22 protein-coding genes are annotated in these 24,983 nt (G+C 62.9%); 11 read left to right on the forward strand and 11 right to left on the reverse strand.

The genetic code is table 11. From position 1 onward, the window contains the following. The first annotated feature begins 79 nt into the window (after positions 1-79). The gene (locus BTHE68_RS18660) at positions 80-1,612 is read left to right on the forward strand and encodes an amidohydrolase family protein (protein WP_232077959.1); all 1,533 of its coding nucleotides are present in this window, start codon (positions 80-82) and stop codon (positions 1,610-1,612) included. Positions 1,613-1,627: 15 nt separating this feature from the next. After that, complete coding sequence (locus BTHE68_RS18665) at positions 1,628-3,520, forward strand: S41 family peptidase (protein ID WP_162067748.1); 1,893 nt, start codon at positions 1,628-1,630, stop codon at positions 3,518-3,520. Between the two features lie 178 nt (positions 3,521-3,698). Here the strand turns inward: BTHE68_RS18665 and BTHE68_RS18670 are convergent, their stop codons facing one another. From BTHE68_RS18670 to BTHE68_RS18690, 7 genes are all read right to left on the reverse strand, one after another. Then, a complete protein-coding gene (locus BTHE68_RS18670; protein WP_162067749.1) occupies positions 3,699-4,169 on the reverse strand; it encodes a hypothetical protein in 471 nt (156 codons plus the stop codon). A gap of 2 nt (positions 4,170-4,171) precedes the next feature. After that, a complete protein-coding gene (locus BTHE68_RS36860; protein ID WP_232077960.1) occupies positions 4,172-5,119 on the reverse strand; it encodes a glycoside hydrolase family 19 protein in 948 nt (315 codons plus the stop codon). A 30-nt stretch (positions 5,120-5,149) separates the two neighbouring features. Next, positions 5,150-6,403: a hypothetical protein gene (locus BTHE68_RS36865; RefSeq protein WP_232077961.1), complete on the reverse strand. Its 1,254-nt coding sequence runs from the start codon at positions 6,401-6,403 to the stop codon at positions 5,150-5,152. Between the two features lie 14 nt (positions 6,404-6,417). Beyond that, the gene (locus tag BTHE68_RS36870; protein WP_232077962.1) at positions 6,418-6,741 is read right to left on the reverse strand and encodes a hypothetical protein; all 324 of its coding nucleotides are present in this window, start codon (positions 6,739-6,741) and stop codon (positions 6,418-6,420) included. A gap of 245 nt (positions 6,742-6,986) precedes the next feature. Continuing rightward, positions 6,987-7,217: a hypothetical protein gene (locus tag BTHE68_RS36715; protein ID WP_197919677.1), complete on the reverse strand. Its 231-nt coding sequence runs from the start codon at positions 7,215-7,217 to the stop codon at positions 6,987-6,989. A 499-nt stretch (positions 7,218-7,716) separates the two neighbouring features. Continuing rightward, entirely contained in the window at positions 7,717-8,718 is a 1,002-nt protein-coding gene (locus tag BTHE68_RS18685) for a sulfate ABC transporter substrate-binding protein (protein WP_162067750.1), read from the reverse strand. Between the two features lie 94 nt (positions 8,719-8,812). Next, positions 8,813-9,436 (reverse strand): RBBP9/YdeN family alpha/beta hydrolase, encoded by a 624-nt coding sequence (locus tag BTHE68_RS18690; protein WP_162067751.1) that lies wholly within the window; start codon positions 9,434-9,436, stop codon positions 8,813-8,815. A gap of 158 nt (positions 9,437-9,594) precedes the next feature. Here BTHE68_RS18690 and BTHE68_RS18695 point away from each other — a divergent pair, with 158 nt between their 5' ends. From BTHE68_RS18695 to BTHE68_RS18725, 7 genes are all read left to right on the forward strand, one after another. After that, positions 9,595-10,401, forward strand: a complete 807-nt coding sequence (locus tag BTHE68_RS18695) for a GntR family transcriptional regulator (protein WP_162067752.1) — start codon at positions 9,595-9,597, stop codon at positions 10,399-10,401. A gap of 68 nt (positions 10,402-10,469) precedes the next feature. Continuing rightward, complete coding sequence (locus BTHE68_RS18700; protein WP_162067753.1) at positions 10,470-12,206, forward strand: fumarate reductase/succinate dehydrogenase flavoprotein subunit; 1,737 nt, start codon at positions 10,470-10,472, stop codon at positions 12,204-12,206. A gap of 11 nt (positions 12,207-12,217) precedes the next feature. Then, a complete protein-coding gene (locus BTHE68_RS18705; protein ID WP_008352838.1) occupies positions 12,218-12,463 on the forward strand; it encodes a 4Fe-4S dicluster domain-containing protein in 246 nt (81 codons plus the stop codon). Positions 12,464-12,479: 16 nt separating this feature from the next. Continuing rightward, positions 12,480-13,886 (forward strand): ABC transporter substrate-binding protein, encoded by a 1,407-nt coding sequence (locus tag BTHE68_RS18710; protein ID WP_162067754.1) that lies wholly within the window; start codon positions 12,480-12,482, stop codon positions 13,884-13,886. Positions 13,887-13,893: 7 nt separating this feature from the next. Next, complete coding sequence (locus BTHE68_RS18715; protein ID WP_162067755.1) at positions 13,894-14,709, forward strand: ABC transporter permease; 816 nt, start codon at positions 13,894-13,896, stop codon at positions 14,707-14,709. Continuing rightward, positions 14,706-15,536 (forward strand): ABC transporter ATP-binding protein, encoded by an 831-nt coding sequence (locus BTHE68_RS18720; RefSeq protein ID WP_162067756.1) that lies wholly within the window; start codon positions 14,706-14,708, stop codon positions 15,534-15,536. Before BTHE68_RS18715 ends, BTHE68_RS18720 begins: the two co-directional genes overlap by 4 nt. Further along, positions 15,533-16,525, forward strand: a complete 993-nt coding sequence (locus tag BTHE68_RS18725; protein ID WP_162067757.1) for a HEAT repeat domain-containing protein — start codon at positions 15,533-15,535, stop codon at positions 16,523-16,525. Before BTHE68_RS18720 ends, BTHE68_RS18725 begins: the two co-directional genes overlap by 4 nt. A 684-nt stretch (positions 16,526-17,209) precedes the next feature. On the opposite strand, the gene BTHE68_RS18730 is transcribed toward BTHE68_RS18725, so the two are convergent. The 4 genes from BTHE68_RS18730 to BTHE68_RS18745 form a co-directional block, all read right to left on the reverse strand. Beyond that, positions 17,210-17,545, reverse strand: coding sequence for an FmdB family zinc ribbon protein (locus BTHE68_RS18730; protein ID WP_162067758.1), 336 nt, complete (start codon positions 17,543-17,545; stop codon positions 17,210-17,212). 67 nt (positions 17,546-17,612) lie between these two features. Further along, positions 17,613-18,845, reverse strand: a complete 1,233-nt coding sequence (gene fmdA, locus BTHE68_RS18735) for a formamidase (protein WP_162067759.1) — start codon at positions 18,843-18,845, stop codon at positions 17,613-17,615. A gap of 72 nt (positions 18,846-18,917) precedes the next feature. Beyond that, entirely contained in the window at positions 18,918-19,430 is a 513-nt protein-coding gene (locus tag BTHE68_RS18740) for an AmiS/UreI family transporter (protein WP_162067760.1), read from the reverse strand. 165 nt (positions 19,431-19,595) lie between these two features. Beyond that, a complete protein-coding gene (locus BTHE68_RS18745) occupies positions 19,596-20,744 on the reverse strand; it encodes a helix-turn-helix transcriptional regulator (protein ID WP_162067761.1) in 1,149 nt (382 codons plus the stop codon). Between the two features lie 206 nt (positions 20,745-20,950). Here BTHE68_RS18745 and BTHE68_RS18750 point away from each other — a divergent pair, with 206 nt between their 5' ends. Both BTHE68_RS18750 and BTHE68_RS18755 read left to right on the forward strand, forming a co-directional pair. Continuing rightward, positions 20,951-23,692, forward strand: a complete 2,742-nt coding sequence (locus BTHE68_RS18750; RefSeq protein ID WP_162067762.1) for an ATP-binding protein — start codon at positions 20,951-20,953, stop codon at positions 23,690-23,692. After that, the gene (locus tag BTHE68_RS18755; protein WP_162067763.1) at positions 23,689-24,969 is read left to right on the forward strand and encodes an EAL domain-containing protein; all 1,281 of its coding nucleotides are present in this window, start codon (positions 23,689-23,691) and stop codon (positions 24,967-24,969) included. The genes BTHE68_RS18750 and BTHE68_RS18755 overlap by 4 nt, the downstream gene beginning before the upstream one ends. Positions 24,970-24,983 lie beyond the last annotated feature (14 nt).

A 24,983-nucleotide genomic window follows, 5' to 3' on the forward strand; every position in this document is an offset into this window, starting at 1 on the left:
CCCGAAATCTTCTTGGGAAATGCGCAAACGCCCACTATCCTCGGGACAATAAGGTATCGAAAAACATCCGGGAGGCAGCGTGAGTCTGGTGATTTCCGGCCGCATCGTCGCGCTTGCGCGCACGTCCGAGAAAAGCACGTTTGCCGGCAAGGTGTGGATCGGCGACGACGGGCGCATCGAACGCGTCACGCGCGGCAATGCGGCCGGTCCGCGCAGCGGCTTCGACAAGGCTGCCGCCGTCGATGTCGGAGATGACCTCGTGCTGCCCGGCTTCATCGATCTGCACAGTCATCTCGCCTACGCGACGCTGCCGCTCTGGACCGAGCCCGGCCGCACGACACCGTTCCTGCATCACGACTCGTGGCCGTCCGCCAGCACCTATGCCGGCGACATCACCTGGCCCGCCTACGCGTTCATCGAGGCCGCGCCCGAAGCCTTGCTCGCCTACGCCGAAGTGCGTGCGCTCATCGGCGGGACGACGAGCATTCAGGGTTCGCCGCCGAAGAACCGGCCGCTCGACGGCTGGATGGTGCGCAACGTCGAGGACGAGAGCTTCGGCGGGAACGTCTTGTCGAACCGCGTGCTGGCATCCACGTTGACGCTCAAGCCCGAAGTCCTCGCGACGCGATCGGCGCAGATGAGAGCGGGCGCGGGCTTCATCTATCACTGCGCCGAAGGGCAAGCGAATTCCATCGCCGTGAACGAGTATCAGAGCGCGCGCAAGTGCGGTTGCCTGCAAAAGGATTTCGTCGCCATTCACACCAATGCGCTCAATCCGGGCGACTACGATGCCTGGACCGATCCCGGCACCGTCGTCTGGTCGCCGTTCTCGAACCTGTGGCTCTATGGCAGCACGACCAACGTGCCGTCCGCGCTGGCGAGGAAGATCCGCGTGTGCGTCGGGTCCGACTGGGGGCCATCGGGCACGCGCAACGTGCTCGGAGAAATCAAGGTCGCCGCGCTGGTGAGCCAGCACGAACGATGGAAGCTCACGCCCTTCGATCTCGTGCGCATGATCACGTGCGAACCCGGCGACGCGCTCGCCGGTCCCTGGAACGTGCAGGCCGGACGCCTTCAGCCGGATGCGCTCGGCGATGTCGTCGTCATCGCGGCCAAAGCCGCCGCCGATCCGTTCGCGACCGTGCTCGCCGCCACCGAGCAAGACGTGCGGCTGGTGGTCATCGGCGGAAGCGCGCGCTACGGGGATGCGACGCTCATGAAGGCCGCGAAGGCGACGTTTCCATCCGAATTGAAGATTGCCGGAACGAAGCGCGTCCTGTCGATGACGAAGCTCGACGACGCCTCTGAGCCGTGGAGTTTCGCGCAGGTGCTGACGCGGCTGGAACAGGTGCGCGCCGATCCGAAGAAGGCCATCGACTCAGCCGGCGATGCGTCGGCGCAGGCGCGGCTGGCGGGCGAAGCGCCTCGTCTGCGGCTCGCGCTCGACATGCCGCTCGGCAAGTTGCCCATCGGCGGGCTGCCGAAGAATCTCGGCGAAATCGTCGTGCCGCCGATCCAGCCGCTCGAACACGATGCGGCCTTCTTCGCCTCGCTCGTGGGACGCGGGTTCCACGGCGGACTGCTCGACGGTCTCAAAAAGTTCTATGCGTGACATCGCGAGCGAATCATGGCCACGAGAACACCATCGTTATTGAAGTCGCAGACGGGCATGCTGCTCGCCGATCGCACGGGCTTCATGAAGACGACTCACGCGCGGCTTCCGGCCGCGTCCGCCGATCAGCTCGATGCCGCCGATCGCGAAGTCATCGTCGATGCGCTGCTGACCGCGATCGGCGGGGCGTACTGTCATCTGCATCAGAAGCGCGCGGGCTACGCCAACGATCCCGTGCAGGCGCTCGAACTCCTGCGCGTGCGCGCCGCCGACATGAGCGAGGCCGAGTTCCACATGATCGTGACGGGCATCATCGTCGATCTGCGCGATGCGCACACGCTCTATGCCGGACCGGCGTCGCTCGCCGGCGCGGTCGCGCAACTGCCCTTTCTGGTCGAACAGTACGGCTCGACGGACGAGCCGCAGTTTCTCGTCACCAAAGTCGGACACAGCAAGCTCATCAAGGACCCCGCGTTCAAGCCCGGCGTCCTGCTGGACACCTGGAACGGCATACCGTTCGAGCGCGCGGTCGCGATCCATGCCGACCGCGAAACGGGCGGACGCCCCGATGCGCGGCTCGCTCGCGCGCTCGAATCGCTGACGTTCCGCTCGCTGCAGTACGGTCCGCCGCCCGACGAACTATGGGTCGACATCGGCTTTCGCGATGGTCCGGCGCGCGCGCGGCGCGAAGTGCGCATTCCGTGGCGCATCGTCTGGCCGGGCCGCCCCGCGACCGGCGTGCGGCCCGGCGCGCACACCGCGCTGCGCGTCGCGGTGAGTCCGGCGGCGGAACAGGTCCGGCGCGCGAAAAAGCTGATGTTCTCCGGCAAGGAATGGCACGCCGAGCATCTGCGCGCGGAGATGGCGCGCGACGCCGGCTGGATCAAAACCCGCTTTCCCGACGCGCTGTCCGCGCGCACGTTTCCGACCAAAGTACTCGGCGATGTCGGCTACGTGCGCATCTGGACCTTCGATGTAAACGATCACGAAGCCTTCGTCGATGAAGTCACGCGTCTCGTCGAACAGTTGCCGGACACCGGGCTCATCGTCGATGTGCGCGGCAATCCCGGCGGCCTGATCTGGGCGGCGGAGCGCCTCCTGCAACTCTTCACGCCGAACAAGGTGCAGCCGACGCGCTTCAGCCTCGTCGCCACGCCTTTGACGCGCGCGATGGCGAAGAGCGCGTTCAACCGCATGGAGCTCGAACCGTGGATCGCGTCGCTCGAATCGGCGATCTCGACCGGCGAGGCGTACTCGCAGGCGTTGCCGATCACCGATCCGTCCTGGTGCGACGACGTCGGTCAGCGTTATGGCGGGCCGGTCGTGTGCGTCGCCGACGCCAATACGTACTCATCCGGCGATCTTTTCTGCGCGGGCTTCGTGGACAACGAAATCGGACCGCTGTTGTGCGTGGGCCAGGCGACCGGCGCGGGCGGCGCGAACGTGTGGACGAATCATGACCTGGCCGATGCGCTGGACGGCACGGACTTCGCGCTGCCGCGACTGCCCGATGGCGTGAGCTTCACGATGGCGTTTCGCCGCGCGGTGCGTGCCGGCGACGCGGCCGGCGTGCCGATCGAAGACCTGGGCATCGCCGGCATTCCGTATGCGATGACCCGTCGCGATGTGCTTGATGGCAACGTCGATCTGATCGACTGGTGCGCGCGGTTTCTGGCGGGCGCGCCTTATTCGAGTTTGCGCGTGACGCTCGGCAAGTCGGAACTGACAGTCACGGCGGCCGGGCTCGACGAGCTTGAACTTTATGTCGACGGCAGGCCGATCGACGCGGCGCGGGTGATCGGGGACGGGGTTTTGAAGGTGCCGCGGCCTGGGGCGGGGGAGCGGCTCGAGGTGGTGGGTCGCAAAGGTGGAGTGGTGGTTCAGCGTCGGAGGGTTGGGCTGGGGTGAGGGATGGAATTTGTGGCCAGCACGGGTTGCGATTTGTGTTCACTCCACCCGACCTTACAAGATCAACCTTTTGAAACAATACGATTGTATCATTGAGTGCAAATCTTGCTCCTCCGCAAAAAGCTCGTCTTTGTCAGTGCCCTTTTTCAGCAAAAGCCCTCAAGTCGAGCAGACTATCTCATCGGATATCATTGAAATCTTCTCGCGGCAAAATCTGGTAGCCTCTTTGCCGTACCGACGCGTCATTAGCACATGTCCGATTAAATATTATCCGACCATTTTTGAATGCAATCACCCCGGCACTGGAGTCGCTTCCGTCTTTCGTCACCGACATCCTATCGAACATATAGTAGGTATATTCACCATTATTGAAGCGCACATGTGTCTCACCGCCGCCGACCAGCGGTCTGGACGAGAGATAGAAAAAATTCTCTTTTCTTCGATTCGATATTTCCAGTTTTATCTTATTTTTTTCCCCCGACCGATAAATGATGGAACCGTCGCTCGATTCACATAGAGAGCTCATCGACTGGGAGAATTCACAATTAAATATTTCCCGTTCCTTATATAAACATAATCCTTCAGCGAGGGCGACATCAAAACATAAAAATTGGATCATTACTGCAAGCATCACCAGGCTTTTTTTCACTGTCACTCCGCGGAAACATTTAATATGTGCGCAACACGATTAAATCTTGACAATCGATCGACAATGCCTTTCTGCCCGCCATTGACTCTCTGAGTAACACTGACGACGGTTCCATTATCAGCGACAGCGTTTAGTGAATTTTTAGACCAAAATACGTAGACAGATTCAACTGCATAGTTCAAATCGGACAACAGATCCGGGGTTTGAACGAAATCCTTCACGTCATCGGGTGACCGGCGATTGTGCTCTTCCATAAATGACCTGTAGTTATCGCGGCCAGTAGTTTGAATAAATCCACGTCCGCGATATTTATAGCCGTCGCCACTCTCTTCGTCACCATTTCCCATCCTATCTGCATAAACATAGTTTGCAAGATGTTCGGGGTTGAATTGATAGTAATCTGATTGAGTCCAAAGCTTTTCCCTCAGTCTACCCATCGTGCAATCGTCACAATGTGGATCGTAACGCTTATCTCCCCCTTTGCATCCAAAGGTTTTTCTCATTTGTTTCGAGCTATAGCTTAGCCCCTCATCCACAGCGCGAAGAGAACTTTCATGGGCCATCTGCGACAAAAAATGTGCTATCCGTCGCGGCGTATCTACGGAATAGAGCTCGGCGTACTTGTTTAACGGATCTAGGATAGTCTGGGAATATTCTCTTGAATTTTCAGGAGCAACGGCCAGTAGCATTTCCATAGAGATCAGACCGGTTTTGCTTTTGAAATTTCCGACCAGTCCCACCGGATGGACATGAAACACATCCGGCCCAGGAAATCCCGGCACACCCGCCTTCACTTCATCCCACCACACCAGCTTCTCGATGCGCTTCTGTTCTTCTTCATACCGCGGATTCGTCGCGCCCTGTTCGATTTCCGTATAAAGCCGTCGCCACTTTTGCGGATTCGCCCACTCGCTTTCATGCTTCACAATCAGCCGCGATGCCGCTTGCATAAGCCATGGATAGTGGCCTGATTCATCTGCTTAATTCAGACACAAATCGTCCGCAGCCAGACTGCCGTCACCTTGCGAAAACAGCTTCCGATACACCGCTTGCATGACTGGACTGAGCTTGGCTTGCAACTTCGCATCCGGAGCCTGTTTGGAAAAATCAACCCACGCCTTGGTCGTCGCAAATACTGTGTGAGCGGCGTCATGTGCGCCATCGAGACAATCGAAGTCCACCCATTTTTGCGCAAGCTCCCGCGTTACTGTTCCCCCCGCGAAATTCTCTTCACGCACCCAACCATTGATCGCCTGTCCACGCTGGTCGGCGCTGCTAACGCGCCACCAGTTCAGCTTACGCCCGCTGCGATCCGCAGTTGCTTCAAGATGCTTCCTGTTTGAATCACGTGCCAACTCAGCTAGCGACCACCGCTGCACCACACCCGTCACTGGGGGCGCGGCACCCTCCTGCTCCGCTTTGCGAAACAGCTTCGTCCCCTCCGCGATACGCAACAGCGTCGGCTCGGAAGAAAGCCCCAACGGTTTCCAGTCGTCCGGATGCGCGCCGTGCGAGCCAACCCACGACCTGCCCTGCTCGATGAATGACTTAACGCTCTCGTCACAGAACACTTCAATGTGCGCCAGACGCGTCGCGGAAGGCGGACTCGTACTCAGTGAGTCGAAACGACCAAGATGCCCCATCAGATCGCCTGCTTTCACGGCAATGCCTTTAGCATTCGCGTCGCTTGCGTCGCCGGACGTTGAGAGGGTAACGACTACGCGATCGAAGGCATCATCAGGCATGAATCCCTGTGCTACCGGCCCACCATGTTCGTTACCCAGGAAAATCCAGCCGCCCACAACGGTAGTAGGCGGAACTTCGCCGACCTTGGGCGCGTACAGTTGCGCTCCATGCGCATCCGTAATCTTGCCCCAGCCCTTTTGTTGCTCGCCGATGCTCACACATGCGCCCTGTGGCAGGATGCCAAGTGAATGTGCCCCCCGGTGGCCGCCCTTCGGACCGCTACGCACCCTCAGGCCTTGCTGTCCCTCCGGCAACTGGCCGAGACGACTCGCATCAGGCTTGTCTTGCGCATGCTCCGTGACCTTATACTGCGTCGGCCAATACGTCGGCTTAGTCGTCGGCGCGTCTCGCTCATACTCCTCGTACGCCTGAAGATGCATGTACAAGCTGTAAAACGTCAGCTTCGTGCCTTTCGGAAACTCCATCGTATGGCGCACCAGCGCGAATCCCGTACTGTAGGGCGCTTGCACACCTCCGAGCTGACTCATGGGATAAGTCCGGTTCACGCGGTACGCGATGACGTGGCCATCCGCGATGCATCGGATACTTGCTTCAAATCGAGCTTGCGGCCCGCGCCGTTCTCGGTGATGTGAATACCGCCATGCCAGAACCCGTTCTTACTCACCAGAAAACTGCCACCGGGCTCCTTGTCCGCCAGCAGTTGATAGATCTCGTGCTCGTCGGTGAATTTGACTGCAGCGTCCGCGTCACTCCGCCCCTTCTTCAGAAACGGAAACGCGAACGACGGTTGCTTGACCTTCGTGTCAGCGGATGCAGGCTGTGGCCTCGACGCGGGCTGTTGTGTAGGGAGTGCGGAAGTTGCCATTTCGATGCTTACTCAGAAAATCCAAAGGAAACCGGGGTCTTGATGTCTTGCACTGTTGTGTTGGACCAGGATGGGAAAGTGAAGCTTCCGCCATCAGCATCGCCGACGGTCAGATTGACCTTCAACTCAATCTCACCCGCCGTACTGGCCCGTCGTATCGGTGACGATCTCGATGACGGATTGCCTCTGGAACAACCGACATTTGCGTCCTCGCCCATCTCCGCAATTTTTGGCACCAGCGTGACTCAATAGCGGGTTTCGTCGGCTTCCTGCGGGTGGATGGGATCGATGGTGAAGACCGCGGGCCGTCCTACGACCTGGTCCATCGGAATGTCGGCCACCGGGCTCGTGAACTCGATGTTGAATTCGTAGAGCTCAGTTATTTTTTCCTCGCCGTTAAACCTCAATATCGAGATAAGCGCAGGTTGCGGTTTAACCTGTAACGAGTACGCTTGCGACGGCAACACCATGGACATGCAAGGAACTCCCTGAACTCACGCCGTGTGTTCGACGGCAAAATCGAGACGGCCCTGTTCAGAGATGAATATTCGGAACGGGGCCAATACAGGTATTTTGGCCTACAAAATTCCTGCCCGAAAGCAGCGATTCCCCGTGCTTCCGGTCGATTCGATTGAATTCAGTTAGTTAGTCGAATTAGATCAACCCTGTTTTTCGGATCTGTCTTATAAGCAGATTGACTAACTCATCCAACCCAACGGGTCGCGAATTCCGAATACGGTTTTACGCCCCCAACTGCCGTGTTTCCGGTGGCGATAATTGAACGGAGACGACCTCCAAGTTCTAAAGATCGCAAACCCATTTCCGGAAACCGTCCGAGAACAGGCGCGCGAAGAACCACCTTCGCAACGCAGCCGCACCGAGACCGATGCCGCCACGCCGGCCAATCGCGGCCTGCCCGCCCCCATTGCAATGCTGGTCCAGCGCCGCAGAGTCACACTGGCCTGACGGCCTCGGTCAATTCCTCTCCGCCACCACCTTATCAAACGTCCCCCCATCCGCGAAGTGCACTTGCTGCGCCTTCTGCCAACTCCCAAACATCTGCTCCACCGTAAACGTCTTCAACGCCTTGAATTCACCCGCATGCTTCGCCAGCACATCGGCGCTGCGCGGCCGCAGATGATGCTGCGCGATGATCTCCTGCGCAGCCGGCGTGAACAAAAAGTCGAGATACGCCTGCGCCTGCTTGCGCGTGCCGCGCTTGTCCACCACCTTGTCGACGATCGAGACCGGCGGCTCCGCCAGCAGACTCACCGACGGATACACCGCCTCGAAATCCTTCGCACCCGGCCCGGCGCTCATCAATCCGACTTCGTTCTCGAACGTGACGAGCACGTCGCCGATGCCGCGCTGCGTGAACGTCGTCGTGGCTCCGCGTCCGCCCGTATCGAGCACGGGCACGTTCTTGAAGATGGCCTTCTCGAAGTCCTGTGCCTGCGCATCGGTTGCGCCCTGCTGCTTCTTGTAGCCCCACGCCGCGAGATACGCATAGCGCCCGTTGCCCGAAGTCTTCGGATTGGCGATCACCACCTGCACGCCGGGCCGCGCGAGGTCGTTCCAGTCCTTGATGTTCTTCGGATTGCCCTTGTGGACGAGAAAGACCATCGTCGTGGTATAGGGCGCGCTCGCGTCCGGCAGACGGCTGCGCCAGTTCGCGGGCACCAGCTGTCCGCGTTCCGCGAGCAGGTCGATGTCGTTCGGCTGGTTCATCGTCACGACATCGGCCTGAAGGCCTTGCGTCACCGAAAGCGCCTGCGCGCTCGACGCCCCGTGCGACTGCCGCACCGACACCGTCTCGCCGGTCTTTTGCCGGTAGTCCGCGACGAAGGCCGCGTCGATATCCTTGTAGAGCTCGCGCGTCACGTCGTAGGACACGTTGAGCAACGTCGTTTCAGCCTGCGCGATGCTCGCCGCGAGGCCGAGCGCAACGGTGATGACCAGCTTTTTATAGACCGCCATTTTTTCTCCAGACAGGGGTTCAAACCATACCGCACAACAGACAAAGGCCGCCGAAGGCGGCCATGCAGGCATCGCGCGTCATCCCGATGCGGGATCAGCCGTACGCGCGTTGCTCCTCTTCTTCGTATTCGGAGGATACGCGGCGCGCGAGCGTTTCGACGAAATGCTTCGCGAGCGGCCACGGCCCGAATCCCGCCGATGTGTTGATATGCCCCGCGTTGCCGAGATTCACGAACGCGCTGTTCCAGCGTTGCGCGAGCGTGCGCGCTTCATCGAGCGGCATCCACGGGTCGGTCTCGCTGCCGACCACGAGTGACAGCGTATCGAGCCGGCGCGCACTGAACGCACCCGCGAAACGGAACTTCGCCGGACTCGCGGGCGCGACGAACAGCACGCCCTTGACGCTCGCGCCATGCGTATGAAAAGCGCCCGCGTGCGACAACGCATGCGCCGTAGCAAGACAGCCGAAGCTATGCGCCGCAAGCACCACAGGGCCGTCGACGCTCGCGATCACGTCGCGCACGGCATCGCTCCAGATGGCCAGATTCGGCGCATCCCAGTCACGCTGCTCGACGCGCCGCGCGCCGGGCATCTCGCGCTCCAGCCAGCTCTGCCAGTGCGCGTCTTCGCTGCCGTACAGGCCGGGCACGGTCACGAGCGTAACCGGCAACGACGACCGCCCCGTTCCCCGTGCATTCCACGCGCTGCGCTCACTCATCTTCGATCCTCGCTGCGACTCGAACTAGCCAGTCTGCATTCTCGATGACCCGGCGAGCGCGGCTAACCAATATTTCGTCATTTGTTTATGGGGATGAAGCCGGGACGCGCCGCTATAATCGCTGCTCGATGCGCCGCCTCCTTGCCCCGCCCTCTCCCATGCCCATCCGCCGCCCATCCGTCTCGCTCGATTCACACGTGCCCCTCTACGCACAGATCAAGGACGTGTTGCGCACCGGCATTCTCGATGGCCGTTATCCGCCGATGAGCCGCATGCCCTCGGAAAGCGAGCTGATGGCGATGTTCGACGTGAGCCGCATCACGATCCGCCAGGCGCTCGGCGACCTGCAGAAGGAAGGGCTGATCTTCAAGGTCCACGGCAAGGGCTCGTTCGTGTCGCAGCCCAAGGCGTTTCAGAACGTGACGTCGCTGCAGGGTTTCGCCGAAGCGATGGCGGAAAGCGGCCACGAGATCATCAACCGCGTCGTGCAGATGCGCTTCGTCAGCGCGCCCGCGGAAGTCGCGGCGCAACTCGGTCTTGCCGAGGGCGCGAGCGTCGCCGAGATTCATCGCGTGCGGCTGCTCAATCGCGCGCCCGTCTCGTACGAAGTGACGTTTCTGCCCGAGGCCGTCGGCAAGCGTCTCAAGCGCGCCGAACTCGCGACGCGCGATATCTTCCTGATGCTCGAGAACGACTGCGGCATGCCGCTCGGCCACGCGGATCTCGCCATCGACGCCATCGCGGCCGCGCCGGAGATCGCGGAGGCGCTCGATGTGAAGAAAGGCGCGCCGCTCCTGCGCATCGAGCGCCTCACGCACGATGCACAGGGCCAGCCGGTCGATTTCGAATACCTCTATTTCCGTGGCGATACGTTTCAGTATCGTCTGCGCATCGACCGCGAGCGGCCTGCCGCCAGCGCCCGGCGCGTTATTCGAAGCAGGCACAAGCAAAGCACAAACAATTGATTCCAACGCGGTTCGCGCGCTTCTAGAATCTGGTCCTGACTTGTCATAACAAGCGGCGATCCCAGATCATGCAGACCCACGAACTCGAATACGACATCGTCGTCGTTGGCGGCGGCACGGCCGGCCCGATGGCGGCCATCAAGGCGAAACAGCGCGACCCGAGCCTCCGCGTACTGCTCATCGACAAGGCGCACGTGAAGCGCAGCGGCGCGATCTCGATGGGCATGGACGGGCTGAACAACGCCATCATCCCCGGCCACGCGACGCCCGAGCAGTACACGAAGGAAATCACCGTCGCGAACGACGGCATCGTCAATCAGGCCACGATCTACGCGTATGCGCGTCACAGCTTCAAGACGATCGAGGAGCTCGATCGCTGGGGCGTGAAGTTCGAGAAGGATCACACCGGCGATTACGCGGTGCGCAAGGTGCATCACATGGGCGCGTATGTGCTGCCGATGCCCGAAGGCCACGACGTCAAGAAGGTCCTGTACCGGCAGCTGAAACGTGCGCGCGTGGAGATCACGAATCGCGTCGTCGCGACGCGCCTGCTGAACGGCCCGAACGGCGAGATCGCGGGCGTGATGGGCTTCGATTGCCGCAGCGCCGATTTCTACGTGATCCGCGCGAAGGCCGTGATTCTCTGCTGCGGCGCGGCCGGACGCCTGGGCCTGCCGGCATCGGGTTATCTGATGGGCACCTACGAGAACCCGACCAACGCCGGCGACGGTTACGCGATGGCGTATCACGCCGGCGCCGAGCTATCGAATCTCGAATGCTTCCAGATCAATCCGCTCATCAAGGATTACAACGGCCCGGCGTGCGCGTATGTGACCGGCCCGCTCGGCGGCTATACGGCCAATGGCAAGGGCGAACGCTTCATCGAATGCGATTACTGGAGCGGGCAGATGATGTGGGAGTTCTACCAGGAACTCCAGAGCGGCAACGGTCCCGTGTTTCTGAAGCTCGATCATCTCGCGGAAGAAACCATTCAGACCATCGAGACGATCCTGCACACCAACGAGCGCCCGAGCCGCGGACGCTTTCACGCGCGACGCGGCAACGACTACCGCACGCGCATGATCGAGATGCATATCTCGGAGATCGGTTTGTGCAGCGGTCACAGCGCGTCGGGCGTATGGGTCGACGAGCACGCGCGCACCTCCGTGCAAGGGCTTTACGCAGCGGGCGACATGGCCGCCGTGCCGCACAACTACATGCTCGGCGCGTTCACCTACGGCTGGTTCGCGGGTGAAGACGCCGCCTCGCATGTCGCGGGCCGTGCGCTGTCCGCGCTCGATGCATCGCAGGTCGAGCAGGAACGTGCGCGCATCTTCGCGCCGCTCACGCGCGAGCACGGCTTGCCGCCCGCGCAGGTCGAATACAAGCTGCGCCGCTTCGTCAACGACTATCTGCAGCCGCCCAAGGTCACGCGGCGCATGGAGATCGGGCTGCAACGCTTCGCGGAGATTCGCGAGGATGTCGAGAACCTCGCCGCCGCCGATCCGCACGAACTGATGCGCGCCGCCGAAGTCGCCGCGATTCTCGATTGCGCCGAGATGGCCGCGCGCGCGTCGCTGTATCGCACGGAGAGCCGTTGGGGTCTCTATCACCATCGCGTCGATTTTCCCGAGCGCAACGATGACGAGTGGTTCTGCCACGCGCATCTGAAGAAGGATGCATCGGGACGCATGACGTCGTTCAAAAAAGCCGTGGAACCGTATGTGGTTCCCATCGACGAGTCCGAGCGCGGCGCGTATTCGCGTCTGCGGCTCGCTCGCACGTCGCAGCCCGTCGCTGCATAGGAGAAAAAAGCATGGCCCTCGTGCCCCGCGAAGCGCGTCAGCGCTCGAGCCTTCCCGTGATGATCGACGAAGACAAGTGCATCGCCGACAAGGGCTGCACGGTCTGCATCGACGTCTGTCCGATGGATCTGCTCGCGATCGATCCCGACACCGGCAAGGCCTTCATGAAGTTCGACGAATGCTGGTACTGCATGCCCTGCGAGCGCGATTGTCCGACCAATGCCGTGCATGTCGACATTCCGTATCTTCTTCGATGACGAGGACACACGCATCATGAAACAGACGCTATTGCTGGCCCTGACGGCCGCGCTCTTCGCAAGCGCCGCGCATGCGGAAACGATCCGCGTCGCCATCGGCACGCAGGACACGACGATCAACACGGCGGCGGGTGGCGCATTGATCCGCGAGCTGCATCTGCTCGACAAATACCTGCCGCACGACGGCAAATACAAGGATGCGCAGTACGACATCCAGTGGAAGAACTTCACGAGCGGCGCGCCGATCACGAATGAAATGGTCGCGGGCAAGCTCGACTTCGGCTCGATGGCCGATTTCCCCGGCGTGCTGAACGGCGTCGCGAACCAGAAGGCGGGCAAGAGCAGCATCTTCATCAGCGTGCTGTCGGGCAGCGTGCGCGGCAGCGGCAACGGCATCGTCGTGCCGACGGATTCGCCCGCGCAGTCCATCGCCGATCTGAAGGGCAAGACCATTTCGGTGCCGTTTGCATCGACCGCGCACGGCATGCTGCTGCGCGCCGTTGCCGCGCAAGGCTGGGACCCGGAGCGCGACGTGAACATCGTCACGCAGGCGCCTGAAGTGGCCGGTCCCGCCTTGCAGACGCGCAAGATCGACGCGCACGCGGACTTCGTGCCCTTTGCCGAACTGTTCCCATATCGCGGCTTCGCGCGCAAGATCTACGACGGCTCGCAGGCCGGATCGGCGACGCTGCACGGCACCCTCGTCGAGAAGGACTACGCGCAGAAGTATCCGGAAGTCGTCGTGGCGTATCTGCGCGCGGCGATCGAAGCGAACCGGCTGCTCACGGCCGAGCCGGAGAAGTACAGCGAGCTGATCGCGAAGGTCACGGGCATCGAGCCTGAAGTCGATTATCTGTTTCATGGCCCGCTCGGTTTGCAGACGCGCGATCTCACGTGGAAGCCCGAGTATCGCAAGGCCGTGCAGACTTCGTTCGATACGCTCAAGCTGCTCAAGCGCGCGGACGGCGATCTGAACGCCAACACCTTTATCGACGATAGTTATCTGCGCGCCGCCTTCAAGGCCGAGCATCTCGATTACGACGCCGCGCTGAAGAACTACGCGCCGACGCCGCTCGTCGCGAACGATGCGTTGACCGGCAAGCCGATTGCGCAGACGGATCGCGTCGCGCAGATCTGGGTGCGCGGCGAGCCGAAGGTGCGCAGTTTCGCGTCGCCGGAAGAGGCTGTGCGCGAACTGGCCACGCTGGAGCGCGACGGCAAGCAAGTGCGCGCGTTCTATGCGCAGGATCGCGAGAGCGGCATCAAGCTGCTCGGCAATCAGGCATGGTTCGCGAAAACCGGCGACGGCCAGTTGAACGCGTTCCTCCTGAAGGATCGCGCGCAGGCGTGGGCGAACGCGCATGGCGGCCAGGTGCTCGATTTCGCCGCCGTACGCCAGCCGACCGCGCTCGCCAACCGCTGAGGCGAACATGGCGACGCTCGCATACTCCACTCCATCGCTCCTGCGTTCACGTGGCGCGCGTGCCGGCGTGCAGTGGGCGTCGCTCGCGCTGTGCCTCGTGCTCTGGCATCTCGCGACGACCCAGCGCTGGAATCTCGGCATCGTCACCTTCGAGAACGTGCCGACGCCCGCCGATACGCTCGCGGCCATCGTCGAACTCGTGCATTCGCCCAAGCTGCTGTCGGATCTCGCGAGCAGCGTGCGACGCATCGCGGCGGGTTATTTCGCGGCGGCTGTCGGCGGCGTCGTGCTCGGGCTCGCCATTGGCCGTTCGCAATGGGCGCGTCTCGCGCTGCTCACGCCGCTCGAAGTCTTGCGGCCGATTCCCGCCGTCGCGTGGATACCCCTGGCCATCCTGATGTTTCCATCTTCCGAAATGTCGATGATCTACATTACCTTCACCGGCGCGTTCTTTCCGATCCTGCTCGGCACGATCCACGGCGTCGAAGGCGTCGAGCCGCGCCTCGTGTCGTCCGCGCGCAGTCTCGGCGCGAGCCAGCGCGTGATTCTGCGCGAAGTGATCCTGCCGGGCGCCGCGCCCGCGATCGTCACCGGGCTCGCGATCGGCATGGGCACGTCCTGGTTCTGCCTCGTCACCGCCGAGATGATCTCGGGTCAATTCGGCATCGGCTATTACACGTGGCAGTCGTACACGGTGCAGCGTTATCCCGATGTGGTCGTCGGCATGTTGCTGATCGGCCTGCTCGGCATGGGCAGCAGCGCGCTCGTGCGTATCGCCGGCAACCGGCTCACGCCGTGGCTCGCCGCCGGGAGCCGCCGATGAGCGCGGGCCGCATCGAACTCGAAGCGCTCGCCATCACGCTGGGTGAAGGCGCGCACGCATTCACCGCCGTGCGCGATGTGAGCGCGGTCATCGCAGCGGGCGAGTTCGTCTGCATACTCGGGCCGTCGGGCTGCGGCAAGTCGACCTTGCTGGCCGCGCTGGCGGGACACGTCGGCGCGCACGCGGGACGCGCGACGCTCGACGGCAAGCCGATCGACGGACCGCATCCCGAGCGCGGCATGGTATTTCAGCAGCACACGCTGCTGCCGTGGCGCAAGACGCTCGACAACGTCGCCTTCGGCCTGAAGCTGCGCGGCGTGGGCAAGCGCGAGCGGCATCGTCGCGCGCAGGCGCTGCTCGATCGCGTCGGGCTCGGCGCGTTCGCGGATCGCTATCCCGCGCAACTGTCGGGCGGCATGCAGCAGCGCGCGGAGATCGCGCGCGCGATGCTCAACGAACCGCGCGTCCTGCTGATGGACGAGCCCTTCGGCGCGCTCGATGCGCAAACACGCGCACTGATGCAGTCGCTCCTGCTCGATGTATGGAGCGAGCGGCGGCCGACTGTCGTGTTCGTCACGCATGACATCGACGAAGCGCTGTTTCTCGCCGATCGCATTCTCGTGATGAGCCACAGCCCCGGCACGGTGCTCGAAGAACTGCGCGTGCCGTTCGCGCGGCCGCGCGAGCGCGACCTCGTCACCGAGCCGGGGTTCGTCGCGCTCAAACGCCGCTGCCTCGCGCTGCTTCGCCATCCGCATGCGGGCGCACCCGTCACGTCGAGCGACGCGCCCGCGCGCATCGACATCTCACACTCGGTTTTTTCATGACGCATACCAATCCTCTCTTCGATCCAGTCACCGACGACGCCCTCGCCGCGCGTTTCACCGATGCCGACGCCGCCGTGCGACGCCTCGCCGTCATCGAAGCCGCCGACCTCGAAGAAGAAGCGTGGCTGCCCGCGATCGCAGATGCGTTGCGTCACGACGCGGATGCCGCCGTGCGTCGGACGGCGGCGCAACGTCTCGGCGCATGGGATACGGATGAAGCCGTCGATGCGCTGTGCGCCGCGCTGGCCGATAGCGACACGGGCACGCGCGAAGCCTCCGCCGACAGTCTCTCTGCGTTGAAGGACCCCGTTGCGGGCGAACGTCTGCTGCCGCATCTCGCGAGTGCCAGTGCCAATGCGTTCACGCGCGCGGCCCTGTTGCGCGCATTGCGCGAATTGCGCCTGCCGAAGGCGGCGCAGCCCGCGCTCGCGGCTTTATCGGATGCTGCGCCGCTCGTGAGGCGCGAGGCGGTCGGCGTGCTCGGCTGGCTGCGTCATGCGAGCGCGCTGCCGCAACTGACGCAGCTCGCACGCGCCGATACGTCGGTCGACGTGCGTCATGCCGCGGTCGGCGCGCTCGGCTTCGCGACCGACGACAGCGTGCTCGATACGCTGAAGCACGCGCTATCGGATGACGAATGGCGCGTGCGCGAAGAGGCGGCCGCCACGCTCGGCAAGCTGCGCCTGGTTGCCGCGCGGGATGCGCTCGAACGCGCGCTCGCGGACGATTACTGGCAGGTGACGTTGCAGGCGGCGCGTGCGCTCGGTCGTCTGCGCGATGTCGCGAGCACGCACGCGGTTGCCGAGTTGCTGACCTTTCCGATCAGCAACGTCCGCAAGGAGGCCGCGCTCGCGCTTGGCGAACTTGGTAATCGCGACGCGCTCGACGTTCTTGAGGCCGCGCTCGGTGATGGAGATCCGGAAGTGCGCAAGGCGGCGCGGATCGCGATTGCGCAGATCGGTGAGCGGCATGGCTCGCGTGGCGATTGAGCGTGGTGGGTGCTTTTGCTTCGCCTGACTAGGTGTTCGCCGGATCCCGCTGGCGTGTTGGTCTATTGGCGTTGCCCCTGTGCGGGGCGGCAGTCACTTTCTTTGCTGCTGCAAAGAAAGTAACCAAAGAAAGCAGCTCGAGACGCCCGCGGTCATACGCAATTTGGGTATCCTTCTCTTCGCCCGTGGCCTCTGTAGCGAGTGCCCTCGTAGGCCTAACCGGGCTTGAACCGCGCACGGTCTGTCACATCGCACCACGTGCGTGGCTGGTTCAGCACGAAAAGGCTCCGGCCCGCTTCGCGGCCGATGGGTACATCCGGGATGCGTGTGCTTCTGCGTATCCTTTTTCTCGCCGGTTTCCCTTGCATACCCCACGGCAGCGCGTAGCGCTGTGCCGGAACTCTTTCGTGCTGAACCAGTGTCCTTGGGGAACTAGCTCGGCAGTCCGTGCGCGGTCCAAGCCCGGTCTGGCCTACGAGGGCACTCGCTACTGAGCCCACGAACAACGAGAATAGTGGCCAAATTGCGTGTGACCGCGGGCGGCTCGAGCTGCTTTCTTTGGTTACTTTCTTTGCAGCAGCAAAGAAAGTGACTGCCGCCCCGCACAGGGGCAGTGCTAATAAACCGACGCGAAAACAGGATTCCATAGAAGCCCAGGCAAACAAAAAAAGCCCGAGCATCAAGCTAATGACTGATCATCCAAGGCCGCCCCGCCGGCGACTTCATCGCAGACCGCGCGGCATCGCCCGCTGAGCCCACTTTCGGCTTGCAACACGCGCACGAAGGCCCATGCCGATACCCAAGACTCTTCGAACTCGTCGGCGCATGCGCGCTGCGCTCATTCGTCGCGCAGGCATCGCGCCGGCTCTGCGGCATCAACGAAAGCATCGCCGTGCCCGTAATGGCGCGCGTCGTCTGCGCGCCGCATTCGGGACACAGATGCGGCGCATCCCGATCCGCGATGCTGCGCATCACGTCGAAGCTGCCGCAAAATTCACATTCGTATTGATAGATCGGCATGAGTCCCCCGCTCAGTGCAAGAAGGCGCGATGCGTGCCTCGCATCGCGCCGTTCGATCGCCTCGACGTCAGGCCTTGTCCTGCGACAGCGGAATATCCACACCGCCCTTCACAGCCTTCACCGGGCCATCGGCGTTGGGGCGAATGTCGAAGTCGAAGATCTGCGTGGGCAGCCACAAGGTCGCGCATGCGTTCGGGATATCCACCACGCCGCTGATATGCCCTTGCACCGGCGCGGTCCCGAGAATCGAATACGCCTGTGCGCGTGTGTAACCGAACTTCGTCAGATATTCGATCGCGTTCAGACACGCCTGCCGATATGCGATATGCACGTCGAGATAATGCTGTTTGCCCGCTTCATCGACGGAAATGCCTTCGAAGATCAGATAGTCGTCGTAACGCGGCGTGATCGGGCTCGGCCTGAAGATCGGGTTCTTGATGCCGTACTTCGCCATGCCGTCCTTGATCACGCTCACGCGCATATGCACCCAACCCGCCATTTCGATCGCGCCGCAGAACGTGATTTCGCCATCGCCCTGGCTGAAGTGCAGATCGCCGACAGACAGCCCCGCGCCATCCACGTACACCGGGAAGAAGATCTTCGACCCGCGCGACAGATCCTTGATGTCGCAATTGCCGCCATGCTCGCGCGGCGGCACCGTGCGCGCGCCTTCGGCCGCGGCTTTTTCGCGCTCGTTGCCCGTCATCTTGCCCATGTGCGCGGTCGCGGCGAACGGCGGATTCGCGAGCGGAGGCACGCGGTCGGGCTGCGTCTTGATGAAATCGACCTCGCGCTGATTCCAGGTCGCGAGCAGCTTCGGATCAGGCAGGCAGCCGATCAGGCCCGGATGAATCAGGCCGGCGAACGAGACTTGCGGCACATGGCGCGACGTCGTGTAGAGCCCGTGGAAATCCCAGATGGACTTCTGCGCGAGCGGGAAGTGATCGGTCAGGAAGCCGCCGCCGTTCTTCTTCGAGAAGAAGCCGTTGAAGCCCCACTGGCTATCGGCCTTCGTGCCGATATCGAGCAGATCCACGACGAGCAGATCGCCCGGCGCCGCGCCGTGCACGCCGACCGGCCCGGATAGAAAGTGGACGATCGACAGATCGATGTCGCGCACATCGTCCGCAGAATCGTTGTTCTTGATGAAGCCGCCGGTCCAGTCGTAGGTCTCCAGGATGAACTCTTCGCCGGGCTTGACCCATGCGGCCATCGGAATGTCGGGGTGCCAGCGGTTGTGCACCTGCTCGTTATCGAATGCGGACTGATTCAGGTCGACCTTGATTAGCGTTTCAGCCATGACGAATGTCTCCTTGTCGGATCAGGCCGGCTCGCATGCCGGCATAGGGACAGCACTTCGGTTGCAGCGTGATCAGCTCAGCGTGCCGTTGAGCAAGAGGTAGCCGGGCAGCCAGCCGGTGAGAATGCCCGCGATCACCGTGACCGCGCCCGTCAGCTTCACGATGGGACGTTGCAGCGCGAGCAGTACGAAGAACAGCAGCCACAGGAACGCCCAGCCGAACCAGCAGAGCGCGAACCACACGGACCATGCCGAACTCGCGTGCATGATCGAATCGATGCCGACGGGAATGATCGTGATCGCGACGAACAGGCTGAACCAGCCGAGCCCGCGGCCATCGGCGCCGTTATAGCGATTGATCGCCACCCAGAAGTACGTGAACGTGAAGAGCAAGGTGAGCGCGGCGGCCTTGATCGATGCCGCATCCGCGCCCGCGCCGAACGCGAGTTTCAGCGACGCGAGCAAGGTGATGCCGCCCGCGAAAACATTGATGACCCAGATCTCGCGGTCGCCGATTTTTCCCAGCAACCAGAGCCCATTGAGAAACAGTACGGCGCCGACATAGAGCAAACACAAACCCAGCATGGTGATCTCCTCATCGCGCACGGGAGCGGCGCAAGGTGTTTGGCAGCGCGGCTTGGGACACGACTCATGATAGGGACGCGCTTCGCAGCGCGAATCCCCCAGCGCGAGGAATCTGTTTGGCCCGGATGGGGCATGCGGCCTCACCCAGTTGGGTGAGGTTTCAGATCAGAGGGATATGCAGATGCGGCCGTGCAGATGGACGAGTTCCATCTGGCTGTGCGTGTCGGTCTTCTGGAAGATCTGCTTGAGATGGCTGCGCGCCGTGTTTTCGGATACGTGCAATTCACGCGCCGCGCTTGCGATGGAATGTCCCGTGACGATCAGCGAACTCATGCGCGCCTGCGCCGGGCTGAGGCCGAATTGCCGCACGAACGCGCAATCGGCGTGATCGTCTTCCGAAGGCACGTTGAGCGCCGTGACGATGGCGAGGCGCCGCATCTCGCCGAGTTCCGCGCTGAATACGGCGCCGGCTGCGCGAATCGATATGACGCTCGGCTGCGAACGGCCCGGCGCGGAAAGAGAAAGCACTTGCGCCGCGCGCTCGTCCACGTCGGCGGATGCATGCGTCGCGCGGGCGATCGCTTCCTGCAATGCGCGATGATCCGCGCTGGCGGCGGCCACGATGCGCCCGTCCTCGATCCGCAGCCCCGCCACGGCTTCGCACACGTCATGCGCGGCTCGATCGCCGAACACCATGCGCGCATCCGCATCGACGAGCATCGCAGCGCGCGCATGCGTGCTCACGATGCTCCTGAGCGCGCGATTCATGTCGTCGGTCTCGCGCAGGCGCCAGCGCACGTCGAGCGCGAGCGTGAGATGCGGCAGGAGCGCGGCGAACGCGTTGCGTTCGCGCGGGCCAAAGCGTGGCTCATCGGGACCGCGATGCAGGTCGAGATAATAGACGAGCGTGTTGCGCCGCGCGATCACTCCGCACAGGCGATGATAAAGCCCGTGCGGCAGCATCAGCCCGCGATAGAAATCGGTCTTGACGAGTTCACGATTGCTGAGCAGTTCGTCGCCGGCCATCACGCGGCCTTCGCGATACGCATCGCTCGACAGGAACCACGGATTGCGCGATGCGTAGTCGGAAAGCGCCGCGCTCAACTGCGGATCGCGCGGCGCGGAATACAGCGCGAAGCCCTGACGCGTGGCGAAGCTATGACGCGCGAGCGCTGCCCAGCGCACGCGAAAGCGCTCGCGGATCTGGGTGAGCACGCCGGACCAGGCGTCGTCGGAATCGCCGGCTGCGTGAACGCGATAGACAAGGTCGTCGCCGGCGACAGGTGCCACGGCGCTCGCGAACAGCGGCGTCATGTCTGCTCCGTAACGGAATGTGGATGCGTCGGGAAAGATGCGAAACGACACCATGACGATGTCGCCTGCCAGTGTTGGCAGATGAACATGCACGGTCAATCGGCACAAACCCTCTCACGGCAAGTTTCAATATTGCGGCGATGCAGCTTTGAGCGAATAATCGGATCGTCCAATCGAAAGGCTTGCAGATCCGGTGGCCAACCGACATGCGAATCAAACGCGACTATCAATCCTGGGTGGCCAACGAGACACTGGAAGACTATGCGCTGCGCTACGCGGCCAGTTCGTATCGGCGCTGGTCGCCCGCGACGCTCGCCAATACCGCCATCGGCGGCATTTCGTTTCTTGCGCTCGAAGCCATCGGCGCGAGCATCACGCTGAGCTTCGGCTTTCATAACGCGTTCCCCGCCATTCTCGTCGTGTGCGCGCTGATCTTTCTCGTCAGCGTGCCGATCGCGTATTACTCGAGCGAAGCCAATGTCGATATCGACCTGCTCACGCGCGGCGCGGGCTTCGGCTATGTCGGATCCACGATCACGTCGCTGATCTATGCTTCATTCACGTTCATCTTCTTCGCGCTCGAAGCCGCGATACTCGCGCAGGCGCTGGAGCTGGCGGCGGGCATCAACATCGTGATCGGCTATCTGCTGTCTTCGTTGCTGATCATTCCGCTCGTGTTCTTCGGCGTCACGCTGATCAACAAGCTGCAGAGGTGGACACAGCCGCTCTGGGTGATCCTGCTGGTCGCGCCGTTCGTCTTCATCCTCTGGCAGGACCCGGACGTGCTGCATCGATGGGCGGCATTTCCCGGCATCGGCGCGACGGCAGAGGCGCGCGGCGGCAGCATCGACGTCCTGCTGTTCGGCACTGCCGCCGGCGTGCTGTTCTCGCTGATGGGGCAGATCGGCGAACAGGTCGATTATCTGCGCTTCCTGCCGGATCGCACGGCGAAGAATCGCTTCGCATGGTGGGCCGCGATGCTCACGGCCGGTCCCGGCTGGATCGTGGTGGGCGGCCTTAAGCTTCTCGCGGGCAGCCTGCTCGCCGTGCTCGCGTTGCAGGACGGCCTGCCCGCGATCGATGCCGTCGTGCCCGTGCACATGTATGTCACCGCGTACCGGCATGTGTTCGAGAGTCCCGCGCTGGCGCTCGCGGTCGCGACGGTGTTCGTCGTGATCTCGCAGGTGAAGATCAACGTGACCAACGCGTATGCGGGATCGCTCGCGTGGTCCAACGTGTTCGCGCGGCTCACGCATTACCATCCGGGGCGCGTCGTCTGGCTCGTGTTCAACGTGATGATCGCGTTGCTGCTCACCTTGCTCGGCATCTTCAAGACGCTCGAAACGGTATTGAGCGTGTATTCGAATCTCGTGATCGCGTGGCTCGGCGCGCTCGTCGCGGACCTCGTCGTGCTCAAGCCGCTCGGCGTGAGTCCGCGCCGCATCGAGTTCAAGCGCGCGCATCTGTATCAGGTGAATCCGGTCGGCTGCGGTGCGATGCTGATCGCATCGGTCGTGTCGACGTGCGCGTTCGCGGGCCTGTTCGGCGATTACGCGCGCGCGTACTCCGCGTTCATCGCGCTGTTTCTCGCGTTCGTCAGCGCGATCGCGATCGCCTATGCGACGGGCGGGCGCTATTACATCGCGCGAGTCGACGAGCGGCACGCCGATGTGCCGCGCACGCAGCTCGTGCGCTGCTGCATCTGCGAGCGCGACTACGAAGCCGCCGACATGGCGTGGTGCCCGTTCAATCAAGGCTCGATCTGCTCGCTGTGCTGCGGTCTCGACAATCATTGCCGCGACCGCTGCAAGATGCCGGCCGCATCGACCGTGGACGAACTTGCGCAACCGCCCGGGCCCAGCACGCTCGCGCCGCATTTCGGCCGGCGCATCGGGCGCTTCTTCGGCTTGTTCGTGATCGCATCGACCGCGACGGGCGCGGTGTTTCTGCTGTCGTATCGACTGATCGAAATTGCCGACGCTGCGGCGCGCGGCCAGATCGCCGATGTCCTGCTGCACACCTATGCGGCCACGCTGCCCCTGCTCGCGTTCGGCGCGTGGTGGATCGTGCTGTCGCAGGAGAGCCGCGAGCTTGCGCAAGGCGACCTGCTGCAGTCGCTGCACAACCTCGAAGCGACGCGCAAGGAACTCGTCGAGTCGGAACGGATGGCTTCGCTCGGCGGACTCGTCGCCGGTGTCGCGCACGAGATCAATACGCCGGTCGGGATCGTCGTGAGCGCGGCATCGTATCTGCGCGACCGGACCGAGAGCATCAGCGAGAGCCTGAAGCGTCAGGATCTCACCGAGGAAGCGCTCGGCAATTATCTGCGCGATGCAGGGCAATCGACGCGCCTCATGCTCTCCAACGCCGATCGCGCCGCGCGTCTCGTGCAGAGCTTCAAGCAGGTTTCGGTTGATCAGGTCAGCGAGGCGCGGCGTCATTTCGATCTCGGCGAGTACATTCGCGAAACCGTGCTGAGCGTCGAGCCGAAGCTGCGCGGCACGCGCGTGGCGCTGCGCGTCGACTGCCCGCCCGGCATTCTGATGGACTCGTTTCCGGGTCCGCTCGCGCAAGTGCTGACCAACCTGATCCTCAACTCGCTCGTGCATGCGTTCGCGCCGGGCGAGGTCGGGCATATCGTGATATCGGCGCGGCGTTCGGGCGACACGCATGTCGTGCTCGAACATGCAGACGATGGCTGCGGCATTCCCGACGAACTGCACGAGCGCATCTTCGAGCCGTTCTTCACGACCCGGCGCGGCTCGGGCGGCAGCGGTCTCGGCCTGCATCTCGCCTACGCGCTCGTCACGCGCGCGCTCGACGGCACGCTCGCAGTGCGCAACGGCGCAAGCGCGGGCGCGGTGTTCGTGGTCACGCTGCCGCGCACCGCGCGCTCGCATGACGGCGCGATCCATGCTATACCGGGCGCTCAGGGAGAACAGACATGACCGCGCCTTCATGGTTGCGAAGCGAACCGGCGCGCGCCGATGCATCGCGCGCGCTGGCCGGCCCGCAGGCTCCGCCGTGGCATGTCCTGCTCGTCGACGATGCGCCCGAGATCCACGAAGTCACCCGCCTCGTGCTCGCGGATGCCGCGTTCTCGGGCAGGCCGATCGAACTGGCGAGCGCGCTGTCCGCCGCCGAGGCGCGCGCGTATCTCGCAGCGCATCCGGGCACCGCGCTGATCCTGCTCGACGTCGTGATGGAAGCCGACGATGCCGGGCTCGAACTCGTGCGCCATATCCGCGACACGCTCGAAGACCGCGACGTGCAGATCATCCTGCGCACCGGCCAACCCGGCATGGCGCCGGAACGCGACGTCATCACGCGCTACGAGATCAACGGCTACTTTCTGAAGACCGAACTGACCGCGCAGAAGCTGACGTCCATCGTGGTCACCGGCTTGCGCACGTACGAGACGATCAAGGCATTGCGCTGCGCGCAAACGCTCGCCGCCGCGCCTGCAATCAACGACACCGACGGCCCGATCGATCGCGAACACGAGCGCGCGATTCGCGCGGATCTCGAAGCGGCCTTGCATGACGATACCTGGAGCGTTCAGGCGCTGCCGCAGATCGACCTTGCATCGAATGCGCTCAGGGGCATCGAGATGCAGTCCGCATGGCCGACGAAAGCCGGCACGCTATCGCCCGAACAGATCGCCGCGCTGACCGACGATGCCGCGCTGCTCCAGTCGCTCGACCAGGCGATGCTGCGTCGCGCGTGTGCCATCGCGCGCGATTGCCGCGATAGCGGCAACACGCCCGCGCCGCGCGTCTCGACGCCGTTGCTGTCGAAGCATCTCACCGACGAGCAGTTGATCGCGATGGTGAAGACATCGCTCGCCGATTCGAAGCTCCACGGCGATGCGCTCGATCTGCAATTCAGCGGCGCATTGCTCGGCGCGCGCCGTCTCGCTGCGCGCGCGTTGCAGGCGCTGGATGTGTCGATCACGCTGGTGGATTTCGGTCTGGAGCGTATCTCGCTCTTCGATCTCCAGGCGCTGCGCCCGAACCGGATCAGGATCCACTCGAAGTTCGTGAAGGATGTCACGCATCAGAGCGAATGCGCGGTGGTTGCGCGCGCCATTATTGCGCTTGCGCATACGCTCGGGCTCAGCGCCATCGCCGATGGCGTGCCGGATAGCGACGTTCTGCAGTTTTTCAGATGGGAAGGTTGCGATATTGGGCAAGGCGAGGCACTGGGGGCGCCGCGGGTGGTGTAGCCGCGACGATCCAG

The sequence above is a fragment of the Burkholderia sp. THE68 genome, assembly GCF_009938265.1.
Classification (GTDB): Bacteria; Pseudomonadota; Gammaproteobacteria; order Burkholderiales; family Burkholderiaceae; genus Caballeronia.